Annotated in this window: 26 protein-coding genes; 23 read left to right on the top strand and 3 right to left on the bottom strand. The window is 58.5% G+C overall.

Features of this window, described 5'->3' with window-relative positions; genetic code table 11:
• Positions 1-197: 197 nt before the first annotated feature.
• Positions 198-635 (bottom strand): hypothetical protein, encoded by a 438-nt coding sequence (locus CFBP6623_RS26735; RefSeq protein ID WP_175415494.1) that lies wholly within the window; start codon positions 633-635, stop codon positions 198-200.
• Here CFBP6623_RS26735 and CFBP6623_RS06170 point away from each other — a divergent pair.
• From CFBP6623_RS06170 to CFBP6623_RS06060, 23 genes are all read left to right on the top strand, one after another.
• Positions 630-842: a hypothetical protein gene (locus tag CFBP6623_RS06170; RefSeq protein WP_137002508.1), complete on the top strand. Its 213-nt coding sequence runs from the start codon at positions 630-632 to the stop codon at positions 840-842. The genes CFBP6623_RS26735 and CFBP6623_RS06170 overlap by 6 nt on opposite strands.
• Positions 839-1,081, top strand: a complete 243-nt coding sequence (locus CFBP6623_RS06165) for a hypothetical protein (RefSeq protein ID WP_080842112.1) — start codon at positions 839-841, stop codon at positions 1,079-1,081. The genes CFBP6623_RS06170 and CFBP6623_RS06165 overlap by 4 nt, the downstream gene beginning before the upstream one ends.
• On the top strand, positions 1,078-1,716 hold the full coding sequence (locus CFBP6623_RS06160) for a hypothetical protein (protein WP_080842113.1): 639 nt from the start codon (positions 1,078-1,080) through the stop codon (positions 1,714-1,716). Before CFBP6623_RS06165 ends, CFBP6623_RS06160 begins: the two co-directional genes overlap by 4 nt.
• Positions 1,716-2,012: a hypothetical protein gene (locus CFBP6623_RS06155; RefSeq protein WP_080842114.1), complete on the top strand. Its 297-nt coding sequence runs from the start codon at positions 1,716-1,718 to the stop codon at positions 2,010-2,012. The genes CFBP6623_RS06160 and CFBP6623_RS06155 overlap by 1 nt, the downstream gene beginning before the upstream one ends.
• Positions 1,990-2,406, top strand: a complete 417-nt coding sequence (locus tag CFBP6623_RS06150) for a hypothetical protein (protein ID WP_080842115.1) — start codon at positions 1,990-1,992, stop codon at positions 2,404-2,406. The genes CFBP6623_RS06155 and CFBP6623_RS06150 overlap by 23 nt, the downstream gene beginning before the upstream one ends.
• Before the next feature lie 179 nt (positions 2,407-2,585).
• Positions 2,586-2,798, top strand: coding sequence for a DUF2312 domain-containing protein (locus tag CFBP6623_RS27065; RefSeq protein WP_232370430.1), 213 nt, complete (start codon positions 2,586-2,588; stop codon positions 2,796-2,798).
• Between the two features lie 3 nt (positions 2,799-2,801).
• Positions 2,802-3,389: a GcrA family cell cycle regulator gene (locus CFBP6623_RS06140; RefSeq protein ID WP_080842116.1), complete on the top strand. Its 588-nt coding sequence runs from the start codon at positions 2,802-2,804 to the stop codon at positions 3,387-3,389.
• Positions 3,386-3,880 (top strand): hypothetical protein, encoded by a 495-nt coding sequence (locus CFBP6623_RS06135; RefSeq protein ID WP_080842117.1) that lies wholly within the window; start codon positions 3,386-3,388, stop codon positions 3,878-3,880. The genes CFBP6623_RS06140 and CFBP6623_RS06135 overlap by 4 nt, the downstream gene beginning before the upstream one ends.
• Positions 3,874-4,935, top strand: coding sequence for a phosphoadenosine phosphosulfate reductase family protein (locus tag CFBP6623_RS06130; protein WP_080842118.1), 1,062 nt, complete (start codon positions 3,874-3,876; stop codon positions 4,933-4,935). Before CFBP6623_RS06135 ends, CFBP6623_RS06130 begins: the two co-directional genes overlap by 7 nt.
• Positions 4,932-5,282, top strand: coding sequence for a hypothetical protein (locus tag CFBP6623_RS06125; protein ID WP_232370415.1), 351 nt, complete (start codon positions 4,932-4,934; stop codon positions 5,280-5,282). Before CFBP6623_RS06130 ends, CFBP6623_RS06125 begins: the two co-directional genes overlap by 4 nt.
• Positions 5,279-5,494 (top strand): hypothetical protein, encoded by a 216-nt coding sequence (locus CFBP6623_RS06120; RefSeq protein WP_080842119.1) that lies wholly within the window; start codon positions 5,279-5,281, stop codon positions 5,492-5,494. The genes CFBP6623_RS06125 and CFBP6623_RS06120 overlap by 4 nt, the downstream gene beginning before the upstream one ends.
• Positions 5,491-6,240, top strand: a complete 750-nt coding sequence (locus CFBP6623_RS06115; RefSeq protein WP_080842120.1) for a hypothetical protein — start codon at positions 5,491-5,493, stop codon at positions 6,238-6,240. Before CFBP6623_RS06120 ends, CFBP6623_RS06115 begins: the two co-directional genes overlap by 4 nt.
• Positions 6,237-6,815 (top strand): NUMOD4 domain-containing protein, encoded by a 579-nt coding sequence (locus tag CFBP6623_RS06110; RefSeq protein WP_080842121.1) that lies wholly within the window; start codon positions 6,237-6,239, stop codon positions 6,813-6,815. The genes CFBP6623_RS06115 and CFBP6623_RS06110 overlap by 4 nt, the downstream gene beginning before the upstream one ends.
• Entirely contained in the window at positions 6,812-7,438 is a 627-nt protein-coding gene (locus CFBP6623_RS06105; protein WP_080842122.1) for a DUF1376 domain-containing protein, read from the top strand. Before CFBP6623_RS06110 ends, CFBP6623_RS06105 begins: the two co-directional genes overlap by 4 nt.
• Entirely contained in the window at positions 7,435-8,241 is an 807-nt protein-coding gene (locus tag CFBP6623_RS06100; RefSeq protein WP_080842123.1) for a hypothetical protein, read from the top strand. Before CFBP6623_RS06105 ends, CFBP6623_RS06100 begins: the two co-directional genes overlap by 4 nt.
• The gene (locus CFBP6623_RS06095) at positions 8,241-9,797 is read left to right on the top strand and encodes a hypothetical protein (protein WP_175415493.1); all 1,557 of its coding nucleotides are present in this window, start codon (positions 8,241-8,243) and stop codon (positions 9,795-9,797) included. The genes CFBP6623_RS06100 and CFBP6623_RS06095 overlap by 1 nt, the downstream gene beginning before the upstream one ends.
• An 18-nt stretch (positions 9,798-9,815) precedes the next feature.
• Entirely contained in the window at positions 9,816-10,244 is a 429-nt protein-coding gene (locus CFBP6623_RS06090) for a hypothetical protein (protein ID WP_080842124.1), read from the top strand.
• Between the two features lies 1 nt (position 10,245).
• The gene (locus CFBP6623_RS06085) at positions 10,246-12,486 is read left to right on the top strand and encodes a hypothetical protein (RefSeq protein WP_080842125.1); all 2,241 of its coding nucleotides are present in this window, start codon (positions 10,246-10,248) and stop codon (positions 12,484-12,486) included.
• 15 nt (positions 12,487-12,501) lie between these two features.
• Positions 12,502-13,497 (top strand): hypothetical protein, encoded by a 996-nt coding sequence (locus CFBP6623_RS06080; RefSeq protein ID WP_080842126.1) that lies wholly within the window; start codon positions 12,502-12,504, stop codon positions 13,495-13,497.
• Positions 13,498-13,505: 8 nt separating this feature from the next.
• Positions 13,506-13,700 carry a hypothetical protein gene (locus CFBP6623_RS06075; RefSeq protein WP_080842127.1) on the top strand — a complete coding sequence of 65 codons (195 nt, stop codon included), beginning with the start codon at positions 13,506-13,508 and terminating at the stop codon, positions 13,698-13,700.
• A gap of 478 nt (positions 13,701-14,178) precedes the next feature.
• Positions 14,179-14,490, top strand: a complete 312-nt coding sequence (locus tag CFBP6623_RS06070) for a hypothetical protein (protein ID WP_080842128.1) — start codon at positions 14,179-14,181, stop codon at positions 14,488-14,490.
• 32 nt (positions 14,491-14,522) lie between these two features.
• The gene (locus CFBP6623_RS06065; protein WP_137002507.1) at positions 14,523-15,311 is read left to right on the top strand and encodes a hypothetical protein; all 789 of its coding nucleotides are present in this window, start codon (positions 14,523-14,525) and stop codon (positions 15,309-15,311) included.
• Positions 15,281-17,098, top strand: coding sequence for a hypothetical protein (locus CFBP6623_RS06060; RefSeq protein ID WP_137002506.1), 1,818 nt, complete (start codon positions 15,281-15,283; stop codon positions 17,096-17,098). The genes CFBP6623_RS06065 and CFBP6623_RS06060 overlap by 31 nt, the downstream gene beginning before the upstream one ends.
• Here CFBP6623_RS06060 and CFBP6623_RS06055 read toward each other — a convergent pair.
• The gene (locus CFBP6623_RS06055) at positions 17,037-18,023 is read right to left on the bottom strand and encodes a glycosyltransferase family 8 protein (protein WP_167379150.1); all 987 of its coding nucleotides are present in this window, start codon (positions 18,021-18,023) and stop codon (positions 17,037-17,039) included. The two genes, CFBP6623_RS06060 and CFBP6623_RS06055, sit on opposite strands and share 62 nt — an antisense overlap.
• A 155-nt stretch (positions 18,024-18,178) precedes the next feature.
• The gene (locus CFBP6623_RS06050; protein WP_080842623.1) at positions 18,179-18,379 is read right to left on the bottom strand and encodes a hypothetical protein; all 201 of its coding nucleotides are present in this window, start codon (positions 18,377-18,379) and stop codon (positions 18,179-18,181) included.
• Positions 18,380-18,459: the final 80 nt, after the last annotated feature.

Here is an 18,459-nt window from a genome sequence, read left to right as displayed (position 1 = left end):
ATTCCCCCGTTTTAAGCTTTATCACAACTTACTTAAATTCCAGCGTGCTACTTAAGGGTGCTGTGAATAATTAACTATTCGTTTAGATTTGATTCGTTCCCGCTTGCCATAGTTCTCATTTTGTTCCAGATTTTTCGGCGTGGGAAAGGGTTGTAGATATATGGATTTTCAAGCTCTGCTGGATATTTGGATGAAGCTCACTCCTGAGAACCGCCAAAAGGCGTTGGAGTATCTTGCCGCTCTAAAAGCGTCTGAAAAAAAGCCAGAGCGGCCCGCTTCTGAGCAGGATCGAGCCCGGCGGAAAGCCTGATAAACTCAAGATCCTCGTCTGCCAGTTTTTGCCCTGTGAGGATTTCGAACGCCTTGGCCTCGCCTAATACGTCCAGCAGCGACATCAGTTTGTCGACAGTAGGGCGCTTGCCGTCACTAATCATTTGCTGGACGTAGTTCGGGCCGCACTTAGCCTCCAGGCTGATCGCTCTTTCTGAGCGTCCATCTGCTTTGATCGCCTCAACTAAACGGTCGTACCAGCCCTTTTCCATACCAGCGTTCATAGCACGCCGGTAAAAAAAGTGGTGCACGTTATGGCGTGCATTGACTTGCACGCTATTGCGTGTATCTAAGTTGGTATGCAAACCGAACTCCTAAAAGAAATCGAACGTTGCTTGCCGAAGTCGGGCGTAGGCCCGCACCGTTTCGGCATTCTTGCTGCTGGCAATGGCCGGCTCATTGAGCGTTTACGGAGTGGCGGCCGCGTCTGGCCCGACACCGAAGAGAAGGTTCGGGACTTCATCCGAAAGCTCGACGAAGAGCAGCGCCAGCAGGGAGCCGATGCCGCATGACGTCGATTCCCGCACTGCTTCCGACGAACGAACCCGCCTTACTGATCGGCTGCGACTTCGCTTTCGAGCGGGATATCACCGTCTGGCATCTTTGCTCGATCGACGCCAACGGCGATTTCCGGGCCGAAGTGATCGACGAGAACGATTTAGCCCGCCTCACGGTCGAAGGCATCGTTCCGCATGCGCCGATCCGTCCTTTCGAACCCAATCGTTTCAGCAAATCACGGGGGCGCATTTGACCATTCTCCAATTCCCAACCCCTGCGGCGGCTAACGTCCCCGGCCACCGCATCACCGAAGCGAAGGGTATTGCGTCCGCTTCGGTGCCCCATTCCCGCCATTCCGCATCCCTGCGGCCATCGTGGCTGGCCATGATCGCGATCACTATCCGCACTTCCTTTCGCCTGATTGCCCAGCCCACGCATACCTCTGCCTCTTTCGCTCGTACCGATCGAGGCGTTCTCGGTTTCTCCGAAGAGGACCCCCGACGCTTTGACAATGTCACGCCACGGCGTCTCGCTTCCGCAGGGAAAAACCCGCAACGTTGCGGGACAGGCCCATCAGCTCCGTTCGATGTTGATGGCCTGATTGACTGGCTCCGCAAGAAGTACCCCCGCGCCACGACCTATCACGTCGAGGCGAAGACGGGGATTCCGGCGGCCAGTGTAGAGAACTGGCTGCACCGACGCTCTCAGCCATCGGTGCAGCATTTCTCGATCCTCATTGCCGTGTTCGGTCCCGCGCTGTTGGCTGCTTCGATCAAGAAACCCCCGAGCTGGGTTTCGGAAGCGGTGCAGAAACAGCGTCGGCGCGAGATCGACGCGCAGATTGAAATGCTCCAGCGCGAGCGCGACAATTTCGACGAGGTAGCCTGATGAACTATCGGCTGCCCCGTACCTCGGTCGATAGCCTGGCTAAAGCCACCGAAGAACGTTTGATCCGAGAGAAGTTGGCCGCTGCTCGCGACGTCGAAATGTCGGATCAGGCCATTCTCGATCATCTCGACAAGATGGCCCGTAGCAAGATCTGGTGGATCGACACCAACTCGCAGGGGCGCAACGCTCGCCCCGCTGCCGATATCGCGACACAGCGGCTCCATTTGGCTGCTCTGGTGAAGGCTCGCGACCTCCTGAAAAAAGGGAGCGGCAATGCAACCGAGAGCGGCGGATGATCCTGAACGGGTGAGCTTTCACGCCGTCGCGCGGTACGTGCAGCGCATTTTGCACATCGATGTTTCGGAAGAATTTGAGACTGAAAAGGCGAGGGCACATGCCCATGCAGCCGCTGCCGGCATGTCGATCGACGAGGTGCGGGCGCTGATCTGGACCAAAGGGCTTTCGACCGCGGCGCAGTTTGGCCTCACGTCGTTCGATAATCACCACTTCGCGGCTCGTATCGCCCAGCCCGGTGGCGTCGTCGTCACGATCTTTACCCCGCGGTGCCGTGGCAACGGCAAGCTCAGGGTCCTTTCCGACAACGAACTGAAACAGAAGGCCCACCGGCTGAGCCGGCGGGCGGAAGCGCGGCGTGACACGCTGCAAAGCCTCGAAGGAGCCGACAGTTGAGCGAAAACATGACTTTTACTATCGAAGCCGGTCACGCCAAGGTCTTGAAGCAAGCCGCTCGAGCCTTGACCAGCACCGCGAAAAGCAAGGCGCATAACCCGCCACTCTCGGGTCAGTCCGAAGCCTTTTCCCGCGAGGAGACCGGCGAAGCCACTGTTGAAGGTGTCGCCGCGGCCGAGCTGCGCCAGATCATCGAGCGCATTGAGCGACTCGAGGAGGAGAAGTCCGCCATTTCCGCCGACATCAAGGACGTCATCGGGGAGGCGAAGGGCCGGGGCTACGACACCAAGGCGATCCGCACCATCATCCGCCTGCGCAAGAAAGACGCCAACGAGCGTATCGAGGAGGAAACCATCCTCCAGACGTACATGGCCGCCCTCGGGATGGAGTGAGCCATGCAGCAGGAATGGAAAGACCTGAACGCCGACGAGCGTTGCGCCGCCATCATTGCCATTTACCCCAAGACCAAGGGCACCGGCAAAGAGATTGCGCACGCGCTTTCGCAGCAGTTCCGCGTCACGATTTCGCGCAACGCGGTCATCTCGCACTATAACCGCCACGCTCCCAAGCTCGTCGATGTGCCCCTGACCGGCACCCCGAACCGGGCAGCAAACTCCGGTAACGCCGGTAAGAAGAAGTTATCTCCGCCGAAACAGGCGAAAGAGCCGATCAAGGTAAAAAGACCATCCGGCCTGCTTTTGCGCAGCGGCGGCCATTTCGCCCAGCCGGTTTTGGTAAAGCCTGCGGCGACGCCGCCGGTGCTGGAACAGCCGTTGACCGCGCCCGAGCCGCTGCGTCTCAAGCTCTACCAGCTCGAGCGCAACCAGTGCCGCTGGCCCGTGGAAGGTGACCGCGAGAATACCCTGTTCTGCGGCGCTGTGACGGACGAGCAGGAATCTTACTGCCCCTGCCACCGCAAAATGTCGATTGGTATAGGCTCACGAGCCGAACGTGACGCGCTCCGGGGGAGGAAGGCGGCATGATTGTCTGGAAGGAAGAAGAACACCGCCTCTTGGCCGTGTGTGGCGATATCGACGTTGGCGCCGTATTCCGCTCTACGACAGGCCGATATTTCCGGTACCGGGTTTGGGTCGGACCGACGACGAACCCGGCAGACGGCAATGCCAGCTCTGAGGCAAAAGCGAAACAGGCCGTCGTCGATCGCTTTGAAAAGTTCCTTGCTGCTGCCAAGTTGCAGCCGGTGCCGGTACCGCCGGATGACATGCCGCTGATCGAGATACTTGCGAAGGCGACGAAGGAGGAGCGGCAGGATTGGCTCCTGCGTTGCCCCCTGATGTTGCTCGCGCGGATCGGTGCGCAGGCCTCGGAGATATTCGCACAGCACGGCGAACATTGGGCGGTGAGCTACATCGACGCCCACGTCGCGAAGCTCCACGAGAAGCGACCGGCTTGGACGAACGAAATTGAGCTGTACCGGCATTTGCCCCAGGCGGAAGGCGGGGCAGGATGCTGATCGCAATCATCCCTGAAATTGCCGCGCTTATTGCATCTGATGCGCCGGTGGCAGTTGGAGTTTCCGGCGGAAAGGACAGCCAGGCGGCTGCGCTGGAAACATTCGCGCATCTCGATTCCGTGGGGCACAAGGGGCCCCGCATACTGATCCACGCTGATCTTGGGTCTGTCGAGTGGGACGATAGTTTCCGCATCTGCAAAGAGCTGGCTCACCACCTGGGGCGCGACCTAATCGTGGTGCGCAGGAAGGGCGGCGGGTTGATGGAGCGCTGGGAAAGTCGGTGGGTTTCCAGCCAGACGCGCTATGAGATGCTTAGCACCGTCACCCTTGTCCCTTGCTGGTCTACGCCGGGGATGCGCTTTTGCACATCCGAGCAAAAAACGAAGGTGATTTTTGCAGAGCTGAACCGGCGGTTCAAAGGCCAGACGATCATCAACGTTACTGGTGTTCGACGAGATGAGAGTGCCGCTCGAGCGCGGCAGGCGGTGGCAGATTTAGACAAGACCGGCCGGATCTGGACGTGGCGGCCGATCATTGACCATTCAGTCGCCGACGTTTTTTCAATGATCGACGGGAGCGGCCTAAAACCTCACCCCGCATATCGTGAGTTCGGCATGAGCCGGGTTTCATGCCGTTGGTGCATCATGTCCAGCCTTGCTGACATGACCGCCGCCACCCGTCAGCGCGAAGGGCATGGCCTCTATCGGCGCATGGTCCGCCTCGAGATCGATAGCGGCTTCGCGTTCCAAGGGTCCCGTTGGCTGGGTGATGTCGCCCCCGAGTTACTCTCAGCAGAGATGCAACGCGAGCTGGGCGAGGCGAAAGAAAAGGCGGCGCAGCGTGTCGCACTCGAGAAACAGATCACAAAAGACATGCTCTATGTCGCTGGCTGGCCGCTGCGCATGCTGACCGATGATGAGGCCGAGATCCTTGCGTCTGTTCGGACACAGGTTTCTCGGCTCTACGGCTTCAATGCGACCTGCCTTGACGTGGACAGCATCCATTCCCGCTACGCCAGTCTTCTAGCTGAGAAAGAGCGGAGGGCTGCCGCGTGACACGCCTCCCAGCCTCAACCTACCGCAAAAACACCAAGCCGAAGAAGCGCGTCACCATGGCGCGCCGAAACGCCAAGAGGGACGCCGCCGAGCCTGACATCGTGAAAACGCTCGAGGCGTTCGGCATGAGCGTCTTTCTCCTGCACGAACCTACCGACGCGATTGTCGGATATCGGGGCGTTACCCACGTCGTCGAGTTCAAATCAGGCCGCAAAGGCTATGGCGCTGCGCTGAACGATAATCAGCAGGCCTTCGCCGATGCCTGGCGAGGATCGGCTGTCGTCACGCTTCACAGCGTCGATGACGCCGTCGTGTGGGCCCAGCAGGTCAGCAGGGGGCAGCCATGACAAGCAAGCTCCAACAGGTCGTTGCCGATCTGATGCAGAACGAAATGGAGCAGTTCGCCGCGTGGTGCGCCAAGGAATGGACCATCACGCCCGAGCTTTTCAAATCTGACAACGTGTTCGACACGAAGCCGGAAGGCTATCGCGAGGGCTATAACGCCGCGCTGGAAAGCCTGTCGCTCGCTCTCGAGCAATACTTGGAGAGCAAGTCATGACGCGCTCTTTCGACGAACAGGAAATCCGCAACGCCGTCGTGTGCCGCCTCCGCCAGCTAATGCCCGGTGCCCGCATCGTGCACGAGCTGAACGTCGCAGGGCAGGGGACGAACCGGATCGACGTCGCCGCGGTCGGTACCGAGCATATCGTGGCGGTGGAGATCAAGTCCCGTAAAGACGTGCTGAAACGGCTCGAGGAACAGTGGAAGGCGTTCAATGAGGTCGCCCACTTCGTCATCGTTGCGGCCCACGAGAAGCATTTCGCCGATTACCGCGAAACGTACTGGCGCGATGACATGCCGTCACAGCGTAGCCTCAACCATCCGCTTTTCTTCGGCAAATGGCTTGGGCGGGAAAAGGTGTGGCGTTATCCGAAGCCTGAGCATGTCCCGCATCCATCAGGTCTCCCACAGTGCGACGGTGATCGTTGGTTCTTTGATCGTCACGAGCTGCACCAGCGCATACCCCGCGCCACGTCGATGCTCGAGATGCTGTGGGCCGCCGAGCTGCAAGCTGAGTGCCGACGTCACCTCATCTCCTGCTCTCAGCGATCAACACGGGCCGTGATGATCCGCGACCTGGCTTGGAACCTCTCCGGCAAGGAAGTGACGCACGCTGTGTGCCGCCAGCTGCGCCAGCGCGCCTTCGCCGAGGCCGATGCACCCATTTACCCCGATCAGCCCGCCGCCGCCTCCCAGCCGGCGCAGGAGCCGCTTTCTCTGCCATTTGAAGGAACGACAGCATGAGCCGCCGTACCATCGCGCCCGAAGCGTGGAAGCCAATCCCCGGCTTCGAGGACAGTTACGAGGCCTCAACACATGGCCGCATCCGCAGTCTTGATAGGATCGTCACATTTGCCGCGTCTGAGCGCCAGCCAGCGCACACCAAGAGGCTACGGGGAAAGATACTGAGGCGAAGCTTCACGAAGGGATACCCCTCCGTATCGCTTTATCGCGGATCAGTTCGTACTCAGAAAATGGTCCATGCCATCATCGCCGACACGTTTCTCGGCCCGCGCCCGCCAGGTGCACTGGCGTGTCATGGAAACGGCATCAGAACCGAATGCGACGTCGACAACATTTATTGGGGAACCCCGCAGGACAACGCCGACGACAGGAGACGGCACGGGAACAATCGGCCGGGAAGCCAGCACGCTAATTCAAAGCTGCATGAGCGCGACATCTCCAAGATCCGGCGTCTGGCATCTTCCGTGACGCAAAAGAGCCTCGCGGAGAGGTTCGGCGTCTCCCAATCCACAATTTCTTCCATCATCAACAATGCATCGTGGCGGCACGTCCCCACGTCAGGAGTGACCGCATGAGCCGTCGCGGTATGTCTTTCCATTGCCGGTACCACGAGGATGCGCTGGTGGGCTATCGCAAGCTCACGCTCGAGCAGCGCGGCGCGTACACGACCATTCTTGACCTGATCTACGATGAGGGTGGCCCGATCGAATACAACGAGCGGTGGCTTGCCGGAGAGTGGAATTGCTCGTTGAGAAAGGCCAAGGTTTTGCTCGCCGAGCTGCTCGAGCTGCGCAAGATTTACCTCACTCGCGACGGCAAAATCAGTAATCACCGCGCCGAGAAAGAGATAGAAAAAGCGATAGAAATCTCGCGAAAACGAGCTGAAAACGGATCGAAACGGAAACGTAAATCGCCAGAAGAAGGCGAAAAAAGCAATAAAATCAACAATTCCGTGAAGCAATTGCTGAACAAATGCGCTGCAATACCAAATACCATATCCAAAGATAATAATAATAACTCTACGGTAGATGAGGATAGGCAGGTATCGAGCGAGGTGGTGGACCGCTGGGCCTCTGCCGATCCACCTCATCGTCCGGTGGCTCCCAATCGTCTCATCGACAGCCTTGATCGTCGAACCGGCTCCGGTGCCGTCGCAGCGCTTGCCGCTGGCAGGGCAAGGCGGGGAGGTGGCCGATGACGCGCCCGCCTCGCAAGGCCGTGAAGGGTGGCGTTGACGCCCCGAAGCCGAAGAAAACCAGCAGGAAGAAACCGAACCCCGCCGAGGCCGTGACGCCAGAGGTCGAGCACGGCGCGGCTTGGGACGAGCGGTTTGTCGCCACGGCCAAGAAGCTCGTCGAGTATGGCGCCAGCGATGAGGAAATCGCGGAAGCGCTGGGCTGCGACATGGAGGAGATGGCTTGGTGGCGCGAAGAGCATCCCGCGTTCGACAAGGCGTTTTACCGCGACCCTCGCGGCGTCGGCCGCCCCTCGATTTGGGATGACAAGTTCGTCGATATCGCCAAGGCCATGGCCAAGCTCGGCGCGATCGACATGGACATCGCCAACGCGCTGGGCTGCAACATCCGGACCCTTCACCGCTGGAAGATCGAGCACCCCGAGTTTGCGGAAGCGCTCGAGGTCGGCAAGGAGGAAGCGGACACCATCGTTGAGCAGAGCCTGTTCCGCCGCGCCACGGGTTACACCTTCGACAGCGAGAAGATTGTAACCGCCGGCGGCGTGGTGCAGCGCATCGAGACGATGGAGCATGTCCCGCCAGATACCACCGCCGCAATCTTCTGGCTCAAGAACCGCAAGGGCACCGACTGGCGCGACACCAAGAACCTGAAACACGATGTGGAGAAGGATAGCCCCCTTGGGAAGTTCTTCTCGCAGCTGGGTCCCAGCACTTTCACTCCTGTCGATGATGCTCCCGACGATGATGCGACCAACGCGATCAGGCCCACCGACGATGACGAGGGCAGCGAGGGCGAAGACGCATAATGTATGAGCATCTCCGCGGCATGACTGAGGAACAGTTTCTTGAAAAGCTCAAGGACGCTCAGTGGCGGCTTCGAAACCTCTATTACATTCTCGACAAGCACAATCAGACGGTGCTTTTCCAACCCAACGAGGCGCAGGAGAAATTCCTAAAACGGATATGGCACAGGAACATCGTGCCGAAGGCTCGCCAACGCGGCTTCTCCACCGTCATTCAGCTCTTGATCCTCGACGCCTGTCTGTTCAATCCGAACCAGCGTGCCGCGATTATCGCGCAGGACCAGTTCACCGCCATCAAGATCATGCGCAACAAGGTCGAGTTTGCGTACAACCGGCTACCGGAGTTTATTCGAAATGAGGTCGGCATCGTTGTCGACAACACGGAAGAGAAGATTTTCACAAACGGGTCCTCGATTCAGGTTTCCACCTCGGCCCGCGGTGACACGCTGAACTGGCTCCACGTCTCCGAGTTCGGCATCATTTGTTTCGAATCTCCGCTGAAGGCCAACAAGATCGTCACCGGTGCTCTAGCCGCTGCCGGACAAGGCATCGTGTTCATCGAAAGCACTGCCAAGGGACGCGACGGCCACTACTACAAAATGGTGATGGAGGCGAAAGCCAACGCGGAAGCGAAGAAGAAGCTGACGCGGTTGCAATACAGGCTGCATTTCGCCTCTTGGTGGGACGCGGATGAGTACGAGCTCGATAGCCCCGACGACGTCATCATCACTCCGAAAGATGATAAATATTTCGACGAGCTGGAGCGCGAGATCGGCCGCCCCATCTCTCTCCGCAAGCGCGCCTGGTACGTCGCCACCCGTCTGAACGACTATTCCGACGAAGACGAGATGATGTGGCAGGAGTACCCTTCAACCGTCGATGAAGCGTTCAAAGTTTCCACTGAGGGCGTCATCCTCGCCAAGCAGATGACCATCGCGCGCAGCCAAGGCCGCATCACCCGTGTTCCGTACCGGCCAGAAATCCCGGTCAACACGTTTTGGGACCTTGGCGTTGATGATGATATCGCGATCTGGTTCCACCAGTCCGTCGGCCTGATGGACCACTTCATAAACTATTTCGAGTGCAGCAGCGAGGCCTACAGCTACGTCATCGCCGAGATGAACAAGTTTGGCTACGTTTGGGGCCATCACTTCCTGCCCCACGACGGCGACCATCGCCGCCCCGGCCGCGTCGTCATCGAGACGCCGAAGGAGATGCTGGAAGGGCTGGGCCTTCGGAACGTCCACATCGTGCCGGTCACGCCGGACCTGATGGCGATTGGCATCCCGGCGCTCAAGGATGATTTCGTCAATTACCTGATCGACGAGCAGAACTGCGCCAAGGGCATCCTGCATCTCGATAACTACCGGAAGTCTTGGAACACGAACATGGGTGTTTGGTCCGACCTGCCGAAGAAAAACGGGCACCAGCACGGTGCCGACGCGATCCGCCAGAAGGCGCAGTACCGCGAAGAGGTCCGCCGGCTGTGCGGCTACCACGTCTCATCATCGTCTTCATCCAGCTCGCGGCGCAGGTCGCGCGACCCGATGACCCTTTAACCCATCAAGAGGCCCATCATGAACACACCTGATCTTGACCTGACGAAGCGCGTCTGGACTTACAAACGCGCCGGCATTATAGCTATTGGCACTTGGCTACGGCTGGATCAGCGATTCCGGCCGTGTATGGTGATTATTCCAGCGGATAGGGAATATGACGACAGGCTGACGCCATGCGTTGTCACGATTGACAAGGCGTGGATCTGGTCTGAGGAAGTCGGCGACCCTATCCAAGCTGCGCACACAGCTCACCAATTCGCAGAAACTCTCGGCCTAGCTTCACACGACAAGCGCACAGTCATTCGTCTCGCGATGTTCATTCAGGACCATCTCGGCGACCTCCTGTCCATTCCCCCATACCAAAATCCCGATCAGCAGACCGTAGCCGAGATCACAATGCGCAATCCCGATACCGGGCGCACCATCGAAGCTGAAATAAGGGAATAGAATGTTCGATCTCGCCGCGGATGACGGTTCTGTCAGGAAGACGCGATATAATTCGCCAATCCCTTCCGACACACCTGCGTTGAGCCGTCCGCAGCGAGGTAATTCCCTCGATAATGCCAAGCACGTCGCGCTTCATCATCGCCTGCTGAATTTCTACACCCTCGAGCTGGACCGCCAGTATGAAAACCGCCGCGACATGGCGGTGGATGCCGATTTCTACGACAACATCCAGTGGACCGAGGAGCAGGCCGCGACGTTGCAGGCCCGTGGGCAGGTTCCGCTTGTGTTCAACGTTACCGCAACGACGGTCGATTGGGTCATTGGCACCGAAAAGCGCTCCCGCACTGATTTCAAGGTCTTGCCGCGGCGGAAAGAGGACGGCAAGCCGGCACAGCGAAAATCCGAGCTGCTCAAATACCTGGCCGACGTGAACAAGACTAAGTTCCACGTCAGCCGCGCCTTCGAAGATGCTGCCAAGGTCGGCCTGGGCTGGATCGAGGACGGTTATCAGGGCGACGACGAGGGAGAGCCGCTGTTCAGCCGCTACGAATCGTGGCGCAACATGCTGTGGGACAGTGCCTCGGTTGAACTCGATCTGACCGACGCCCGATATGTGTTCCGGACGAAATGGGTTGATCTGGACGTCGCAAAGGCCATGTTCCCCAAGCGCAAGGGCATGCTCGAGCGCAGCGTCGATGACAGTGACAATTTCGCGATGATCGATTCCTACGGCGACGAGCCGATGGACGGCCCCGAGAATGAAAGTCAGGGAAGGGGCGACGGCACTTACATCGCCGATCGCGTTACCGGCTATCGCCGCCGCCGCGTCCGCATCATCGAAATGTGGTTCAAGATGCCGGTGACGGCGGACAAGATCAGCGGCGGCACGTTCGCAGGGGAGTTGTTTGACCCCGCCAGCCCGGGGCATCAGGAGGCGGTGGACGATGGCGACGGTGAAGTGGTCAAGCGCCCCACGATGCGCATGTATGTCGCACTCTTCACCACCGCCGGCATGCTGTGGCTTTCGCCGTCGCCGTATCGGCACAATCGTTACCCCTTCACCCCGATCTGGAACAAGCGTCGCGACCGCGACAACATGCCTTACGGCTTGGTACGCAACATCCGCGACATCCAGAGCGATATCAATAAGCGCGCCGCCAAAGCCCTACATATCCTCTCGTCGAATAAGATCATCATGGAAGATGGCGCGGTGGACGATGTTGAGGAACTGCGCGACGAGGCCGCCAATCCAGACGCGATCATTGTCAAGAAGCGCGGCTACGAACTCAAACTGGACACCGATCGCGAACTGGGGCAGTGGCACCTCGAGCTGATGTCGCGCAACATCCAGATGGTGCAGCAGGTCGGCGGCGTCACGGATGAAAACCTTGGCCGCAGCACCAACGCTGTTTCCGGTATCGCAATTCAGGCGCGACAAGAGCAGGGCGCGCTCGCCACGGCCAAGCTGTTCGACAATTACCGGCTAGCCCAGCAGATCAGGGGCGAGAAGGAACTGGCGAACATCGAGCAGTTCATGTCCGAGGAGAAGCAGTTCCGCATCACCAACATGCGCGGCAGCCCGGAATATATCACCGTCAACGACGGGCTTCCCGAGAACAGCATCGTCCGCACCAAGGCCGACTATGTCATCGACGAGGACGATTGGCGCGCATCGGTGCGGCAGGCGCAGGTCGAATCCTTGCTCGAACTTCTCACCACGCTCGCCCCGGTCAATCCGCAGATCGCCATTGTCCTGATGGACCTTGTCGTCGAGGCGATGGATATCCCGCAGCGCGAGGAAATCGTGAAGCGCATCCGGCAGGTCACGGGCATGAAAGACCCCGACGCCGACGAGACGGCACCATCGCCGGAGGATCAGGCCAAGGAGCAGGCCGCGGCGCAACAGCAGCGGCTCGCCATCGAGACGACGATGGCTCAACTCCGCAAGTTGCTGTCCGAAGCCGAAAAGAACGAAGCACAGGCCGCCGACATGAAGGCGCGGACAGTCTCCGCCAATGTCGGCAGCCAAAGATCCGCGCTCGAGGCAGCAGGCATGGCCGGTATGGCGCCGGGTCTCGCCGACGTCGCCGATGTAATCCTGCACGAATCCGGATTTGTCTCGCGCACCGAAGGCGAGGAGACCGTGGCCGCGGCGGCACAGGCCCAACAGGTACAGGCGGCCCAAATGGCCCAGCAGCAACCCCAACAGCAACAGAACCCCATGGCAATCGGCCTGGGCTGACGAGAGGTATCGATCATGGCAGGCAAGCCAAATGCCGCAGAACTGGAATTGTTGACCGAGGAGGAGCGCGAGGGCCTGCTCGACGATGACACCGTGGATGAAGGCCTCGAGGACGGTGATGACGCTGGCGGCGATGATGCTGGCGCTGCCGCTGATGACAAAGCGGGCGAAGGTGCGGATCAGGAAGGCAAAGATAAGCCCGATGCCGCCGAGGAAGAGGATGGTGATGAGGCCGGTGCCGATGCTGATGGCGAGGCCGAGGCAAAAGCCAAACAGGAAGCCGACGCCAAGGCGGTAGCGGACGCAGCCGCAGCGGAGGCAGCGGCAGGTGGTGGGGACGATAAGGCAGCGGCTTCCGCTGCCGCCGAGGCAAAGCCTCTCGAGGGCGACAAACGCCCCTCTTGGGTCCTCGACCCGAAGATACCGGAGCAGATCGAGGCACTCGAGAAGCAAAAGGACGAGCTGGACACCAAATGGGACGATGGTGAGCTGACCGGCCCTGAGTATCGCGCCGAAATCCGCAAAATCGACGCGCAGCTCGACGTGTTCAAAGAGCAGCGCATGGCGGCCAACATCGGCAAGACCAACGCTGTGCAGCACTATTTCGATGTTACCGTTCCTGATTTTCTCGCCAAGCATACCGAATACGAGAAGGGCAGCATCTTGCATGCCATGCTGGAAGCCGAGGTGAAGAAGCTGCAGGTGCAGTCTCAGAACCCGCTTAACCCGGCGATCCTCGAGCGGGCGCACGAGAACCTTACCGCCCAAGTCACCAAGGCTTATGGCGTGAGGCCAAATGCCCAGGCTAAGCCGAACGCGGGTAAAACCACCGCTGCGGCCCGCGAGGTTGTGCCGACGCTCGGCACTGTGCCTGCCGCTGATGCAAATGACGACGTTGACGGCGGCGAATTCGCCTATTTGGATCGTCTCGCCAACAGCGACGTGGAGAAATACGAGCAGGAACTCGCGAAGCTCAGTGATGAGAAGCGCGACCGCTACCTGGCTGAATAGGAGCGGCGATGCTGAGACTTGTCGTCAAGGTTGGTGATACCGTGAAAATCGAGGGCGTGGGTACGATTCACGTCGAAGAACGATCGGGGCGCAGCGTGCGCCTCGGTTTCGAGACGCCGCTGGGGCCAATCACGATCCAGAAGCGCGACGACGAGAGCTTACCGGCGCTGACCCGCCGGCAGGCGGCAATGGATCAGTTTTGAGGGTGTCATGAAAAAGAAGTTCTACAGGGTGGTTATCGCTGCCGCCAACTTTTTGTACCGAACGGCGGGCGCACGGTGATGGCCGGGGCTAGCGGCGGTTAGACAGCCATCCAACGCCCAGACAATATCCGCAGCTTTCATCATCTACCTTACCCGTTCCCACGCACTGCCCGCAGGTAACCCAATCATCTGTATTGAGACGGCTTCCCATCGCCCCTGAGCAACGCTTTCTGTCGTATGACCGCCCGCAGCGCTCATTGATAGATTCAGCCCTGTAGCTAATGTGGCCGCAAGTTTCACAAACGGCAACAGGTTTTGGCCTAACGCTCATACCATTCCCCGCAGTTATCGAAACCATTCCTCAAGAATGCATGGCAAAAGATCGCAGCGCAAGGGAAGGGCTAGAGAACTCCAAAAAATCCGGTATATTGCGCTGATCAACAGGCGCATGAGTGCCCTTCGCAAAAGGATATAGCGAATGGCTCTCCCGCAAGTGCATGTAATCTGTGGTTATGCTGGTGGCGACGGCAATGCCAAGGACAAGCAGCCTCTCTTCAAGGATCCGCAGTGGTCCGAAGAACCCGCCGCCAACACCCCCACCACGAGCCGCGCGACGGACAAGGATGGCCTTGTTCCGGTTCTCCGCGTCACCAACACCGTCGATATCTATGTGTCACACGCATCTGCGCCGAACGCCGGCGTCAGCCCGCGTCATGTGCTTCTGGCGGCGAATGCGCCGCACGACCTGTATGTGAAGCCGGGCGACAAGCTTGCGTGGGTGCAGGCCTAATGTCGATGCGCCGGCTGCGGAGTGATAGAAGGTTGAAGGGACTAGATCAGTCTCTAGGGCGGAGAAACAGGAAGCGGATCGTTGATGTAGACGCCCTGATTGCGTCTGCCGCATTTGACCTTGATCCGGAGACGCTGCGCGGCACTGTTGCAAACGGTGCCGCTGTGTCCGCCATCACTGACCGCAAAGGCATGACGCTGGCGGGTGCCACCAATCAGCCGACATACATGACCGCCGCCACCCCGAACGGGAAAGCTGCATTGAACTTTCTGTCGGCGTCCTCGCATCGGCTGACCAGCTCCGGCGATCACTCGGCCGTCGACAACATGTTCGCCGGTCAAGGGTCGTTTATTCTGATGGCCACCAAGGCTGTAACGACAGGCGGCGGTGGCTTCGGTCGCGTTTTCAACAAGGGTTCAACGGGAACGCCGGACCGGTTTGGTATCGCCGGTCTCGTCGGTGGCATTCCGGCCGGCGCACTCGGTGCAGCGTTCTCGACAACCAACCCCTCAATGCAGCTGGATGAAACGCTGCCGCTCAACGCCTGGCATGTCGTCGGCATCCACTATTCGGCTGATAACCCAAATGTCTTCGAGTACGTGCTGAACGATGGCCCCTACAAGGCTAAAGCTCCGGGCACCCTTCCGGCTGGCAATTATGTCGACAACGTAGCTGATGCGCTGATCCTTGGTAACAACCCAGCCTTTACGCGTGGCTGGAACGGGCAAGTGGCCCGTATGATCATCATCCGAAAGAAACCGACCAAAGCGGAGATGCTTGCAGCGGTAGCATGGCTGCGCACCACGATAGGTGCCGCATGATCGGATTCGGGCTATTTGATACGAGCATCAATACGGTCATTTTTGACACGGTCGCTCAGTTTCGTAGCGTCAATTTCGGCCTCACCAACGCAGCCTATATTCTCGGTCTCGATACCGAAAATGATGGCGGCGGTGGCCTGTTTTTCCTCCGGGATGCTGTCGCAGTGTCCGAAGAAGTATACGGCCTGTATCTCGTTGCAGATGACGGCTCCGGCTGGGTGCGTGACTGGGACGGCAGGAACGCCAATGCCGCATGGTTCGGGGCTAAAGCCTCGCCATCCGATTTGACCGGGCCGGATAACTCTCCTGTCATCGCCCGGCTGCCCAAATTTGCGATCACGCACTGGCCTGCCGGTCGGTTTCGGTTCGCCTCCGCACCGACAGAGGACGCCTGGCGAAACACTTTCCATCGGGGTATGAGCACCGTTTTTCAGATGACGGGCGCCATGACTGTGTCCGACATTTTTATGTGCTGGTCATTCCAGCCCAGCGAAGCATTCGGCCAAACCGGCGATGTTGGCAGTTCGATAGGCCTGCAAAACATCAGCGACCTTACCCAGACTGCGATGTCTCCCATCGAAGGTGTCGTTCTTGTCGGTCCCGGACTTGCTCAGGGCATCGGCTTTGCGATGGGTAATACACCCGGCGTGCCGCAGTACTTTACAAAGCCGCGCAACTTCAGCTCCGAGAATTTTTACGTTGGCTTTGGCGTCAAGTTTCCCGTCCGCAACCTGTTCCTGACCGGCTTCACCAACTGTGTCGCCAAGGGCTGTGCCATCGGTTTCGATATGGACAATCAGGCCGCAGACCCGGCCCAGCCAGGCGCGGTCAACAGCGGCGAGAACATGACGCTGGACCATTGCGTCACCAGCAACATCACGGAGATTGCGGTCAGGACGCGCAAGCTCCAGCGACTGACAATCGTTGGCGGCAGCCTCGATTATTCCAAGGTTATGATCGATGCCGAAAACAGCCTCGTCATGGTCCAGAACGTTTACATCGAAAGCAACGCCAACCGCTCACCTGCAGCATGGTTCAAGGCACGTGGCGTTGCCCATATCGATATCGACGAAAGCACCATCATCTATTGCATTCCCGGTCCGAATACCGATCTCATCGAATGCAGCGACAGTGCCTCCATCGATTGCCGCGCCACCTTTTGTTCCAATGCATCGGCGGCCAGCATCAATCGCAATGTGCTTTATACCGGCGCTTCAAAGAACGTCCGGGGGAAACTGAAGGGAGCAAATGCCAAGAACTATCCACCCCTGCTGTCGAAGCACCTCAACCTGATAGCTGACGGCTATTTCGAGAGCGGAACTCTGGATTTCATGCGCAGCGGTGCGGGTGAGACGGTTCGCGCTGCCATTGTGTCTGATGTTGTGCGCCCTGGCTTAACCTACGCCGTTAAACTCAGTTCGGCCGTGCCCGAGGAGGGCGCACGTCTCGCCTTCCGTCCGGTTCGCGTCGAGCCCGGCAAATGGCTGTTCTTCAGCTATTGGGACAAGCTTGCCGGCACCATCGTCAATCTGGCAAACAGGATCCAGTGGCGCGATCTGGACGGCAATCCACTTGGTGACCCCATCTTTGTCGGTGGAGCAACGCTACCACCGAATTTCTCGCCCACCTCGATCTCAACCAAATTCAATACGGCAGAGCGAGATTGGACGCTGCAGCGTGCAGTCGCTCAGGTACCTATTGGGGCATTTTCGGCGCTGATACAGGTCAGGATCGATCCGAATTCGCCGGGCAGCTACTACGTGTCCGAGGCGCAAGCTTATCTGTAAAGGTCCGCTCGTATTGCTCTAGCAAATAGCGCTTTACGAGCGGACGCCAAAAAAACATATACGACCGCAACTTGCTCTTTTGCCACTGCTTCAGGAGTTCTGCGGACCGATCAGCGGCCAATCGTCTTCGGTGTGAAGCAATGACCGGGAAGCGGTTGTCGAACTCATTGTACGCTGCAGTGTATTTCGCGGTTGGTCCCTCGGCCATGAGCCATGGCTTGAAGGGGCCGGTGAAGTGAACGATGGCGGGTGGTCTACTCAACTTTGGCCCGAGAGCATCGTAGGTTCCGTGAAAATTGTAACCGGGCCAGAAAAGCTCGACTTTGCCCCGAGTGACGGCGTTCAGAGCGCTCTGGTCATGTTGTCGGCATGCTTTGGAGTGTTCGAAAAAATAGCTCAGTGCTAGCGGGCCCAGTGTTGCGAGAGTTTGTCGCTGAAAGGCTAAGACGCCGGCGTTGAAATACTCATCGACATTCGTCCCGATCGACTGTACGTAGGTGCGATCCGCCCTTGCGCCGGGGCCATGCTCGTACTTTGAGAGCCAAAGCCCGCCCCTGCCGGCGGCCAAATGACCTACAGGCACGTCTTTAAGCAGCAGACCTGAGACGTCACCAAGGATCTGGGTGTCGCCGTCAACATAAATGATGTGGTCATATTGTTCGGGAATATGCTCGAATAGCACCAGCCTTCCCAACGTGGCTACGGCAACGTGGTCTTTTTTGAACGTAACTCCCGCCGGCAGTACGAACTGCTGATCGCTGAGACTAAAAATGCGGAACTTGGGGAAAGTGGCAGCTACTTCGGCTATGAGCGCGTCATCTATATTGATGAGATAAATAAGAATGTCGCACTTATTTGCCTCTGCTTGTGGCAAAATCTGATCAGCCGAAACCAAGGTCGGGTATAGAAACCCAATATCTGTCACGTAAATTATTGCGCGATTATGCACTTCGCTACCCGTAATTAGAAAAATATCATTTGCCTCTACTGGCGGAGAGAGAGGCCTATCTCCTCGAATTTTGTCACACCATAAAAGGGCTGGCAATTGATGTTTCGATTGTGACAGAAGTAATTTTCACGTTATGGGCGAGATCGCAGGCTTTTGCGCCAGTCGCCAGTATAGCCGAACGTTGGCGCTGGTATCGGCTCGCTGAACCAGAAGCGGGTGAAAGGCTTCACATCCGGCGCGCAGAACCAGTGCGCCTCTCCGTTTTCGTCGATGGCCCACCATTGCGCGTTCTTCGGAGCCATCTTCCAGTCGATTTCAAACATCGTTTCCATCTCGTCAGCTTCCAATTTCCCCCGCCTCCAATTATAACCGAATAACAGCCAGCGCATGAGTGCGGCATCCTTGTTTTTGC

Source organism: Agrobacterium tumefaciens, assembly GCF_005221385.1.
In the GTDB taxonomy this organism is placed as follows: Bacteria; Pseudomonadota; Alphaproteobacteria; order Rhizobiales; family Rhizobiaceae; genus Agrobacterium; species Agrobacterium tomkonis.
Note: the sequence above shows the minus strand (reverse complement) of the source record. Positions and strands in the feature narration are given on the sequence as shown.

What these genes read in the sequence shown, in the direction of transcription:
- CFBP6623_RS06085 (WP_080842125.1), top strand. Translation starts at nt 10,246, where the DNA reads ATGTTCGATCTCGCCGCGGATGACGGTTCTGTCAGGAAGACGCGATAT.
- CFBP6623_RS06080 (WP_080842126.1), top strand. Translation starts at nt 12,502, where the DNA reads ATGGCAGGCAAGCCAAATGCCGCAGAACTGGAATTGTTGACCGAGGAG.
- CFBP6623_RS06060 (WP_137002506.1), top strand. Translation starts at nt 15,281, where the DNA reads ATGGCTGCGCACCACGATAGGTGCCGCATGATCGGATTCGGGCTATTT.
- CFBP6623_RS06150 (WP_080842115.1), top strand. Translation starts at nt 1,990, where the DNA reads ATGCAACCGAGAGCGGCGGATGATCCTGAACGGGTGAGCTTTCACGCC.
- CFBP6623_RS06105 (WP_080842122.1), top strand. Translation starts at nt 6,812, where the DNA reads ATGAGCCGTCGCGGTATGTCTTTCCATTGCCGGTACCACGAGGATGCG.
- CFBP6623_RS06110 (WP_080842121.1), top strand. Translation starts at nt 6,237, where the DNA reads ATGAGCCGCCGTACCATCGCGCCCGAAGCGTGGAAGCCAATCCCCGGC.
- CFBP6623_RS06070 (WP_080842128.1), top strand. Translation starts at nt 14,179, where the DNA reads ATGGCTCTCCCGCAAGTGCATGTAATCTGTGGTTATGCTGGTGGCGAC.
- CFBP6623_RS06120 (WP_080842119.1), top strand. Translation starts at nt 5,279, where the DNA reads ATGACAAGCAAGCTCCAACAGGTCGTTGCCGATCTGATGCAGAACGAA.
- CFBP6623_RS06090 (WP_080842124.1), top strand. Translation starts at nt 9,816, where the DNA reads ATGAACACACCTGATCTTGACCTGACGAAGCGCGTCTGGACTTACAAA.
- CFBP6623_RS06130 (WP_080842118.1), top strand. Translation starts at nt 3,874, where the DNA reads ATGCTGATCGCAATCATCCCTGAAATTGCCGCGCTTATTGCATCTGAT.
- CFBP6623_RS06155 (WP_080842114.1), top strand. Translation starts at nt 1,716, where the DNA reads ATGAACTATCGGCTGCCCCGTACCTCGGTCGATAGCCTGGCTAAAGCC.
- CFBP6623_RS06050 (WP_080842623.1), bottom strand. Translation starts at nt 18,379, where the DNA reads ATGGAAACGATGTTTGAAATCGACTGGAAGATGGCTCCGAAGAACGCG.
- CFBP6623_RS06165 (WP_080842112.1), top strand. Translation starts at nt 839, where the DNA reads ATGACGTCGATTCCCGCACTGCTTCCGACGAACGAACCCGCCTTACTG.
- CFBP6623_RS06140 (WP_080842116.1), top strand. Translation starts at nt 2,802, where the DNA reads ATGCAGCAGGAATGGAAAGACCTGAACGCCGACGAGCGTTGCGCCGCC.
- CFBP6623_RS06100 (WP_080842123.1), top strand. Translation starts at nt 7,435, where the DNA reads ATGACGCGCCCGCCTCGCAAGGCCGTGAAGGGTGGCGTTGACGCCCCG.
- CFBP6623_RS06075 (WP_080842127.1), top strand. Translation starts at nt 13,506, where the DNA reads ATGCTGAGACTTGTCGTCAAGGTTGGTGATACCGTGAAAATCGAGGGC.
- CFBP6623_RS06170 (WP_137002508.1), top strand. Translation starts at nt 630, where the DNA reads ATGCAAACCGAACTCCTAAAAGAAATCGAACGTTGCTTGCCGAAGTCG.
- CFBP6623_RS06115 (WP_080842120.1), top strand. Translation starts at nt 5,491, where the DNA reads ATGACGCGCTCTTTCGACGAACAGGAAATCCGCAACGCCGTCGTGTGC.
- CFBP6623_RS06135 (WP_080842117.1), top strand. Translation starts at nt 3,386, where the DNA reads ATGATTGTCTGGAAGGAAGAAGAACACCGCCTCTTGGCCGTGTGTGGC.
- CFBP6623_RS06095 (WP_175415493.1), top strand. Translation starts at nt 8,241, where the DNA reads ATGTATGAGCATCTCCGCGGCATGACTGAGGAACAGTTTCTTGAAAAG.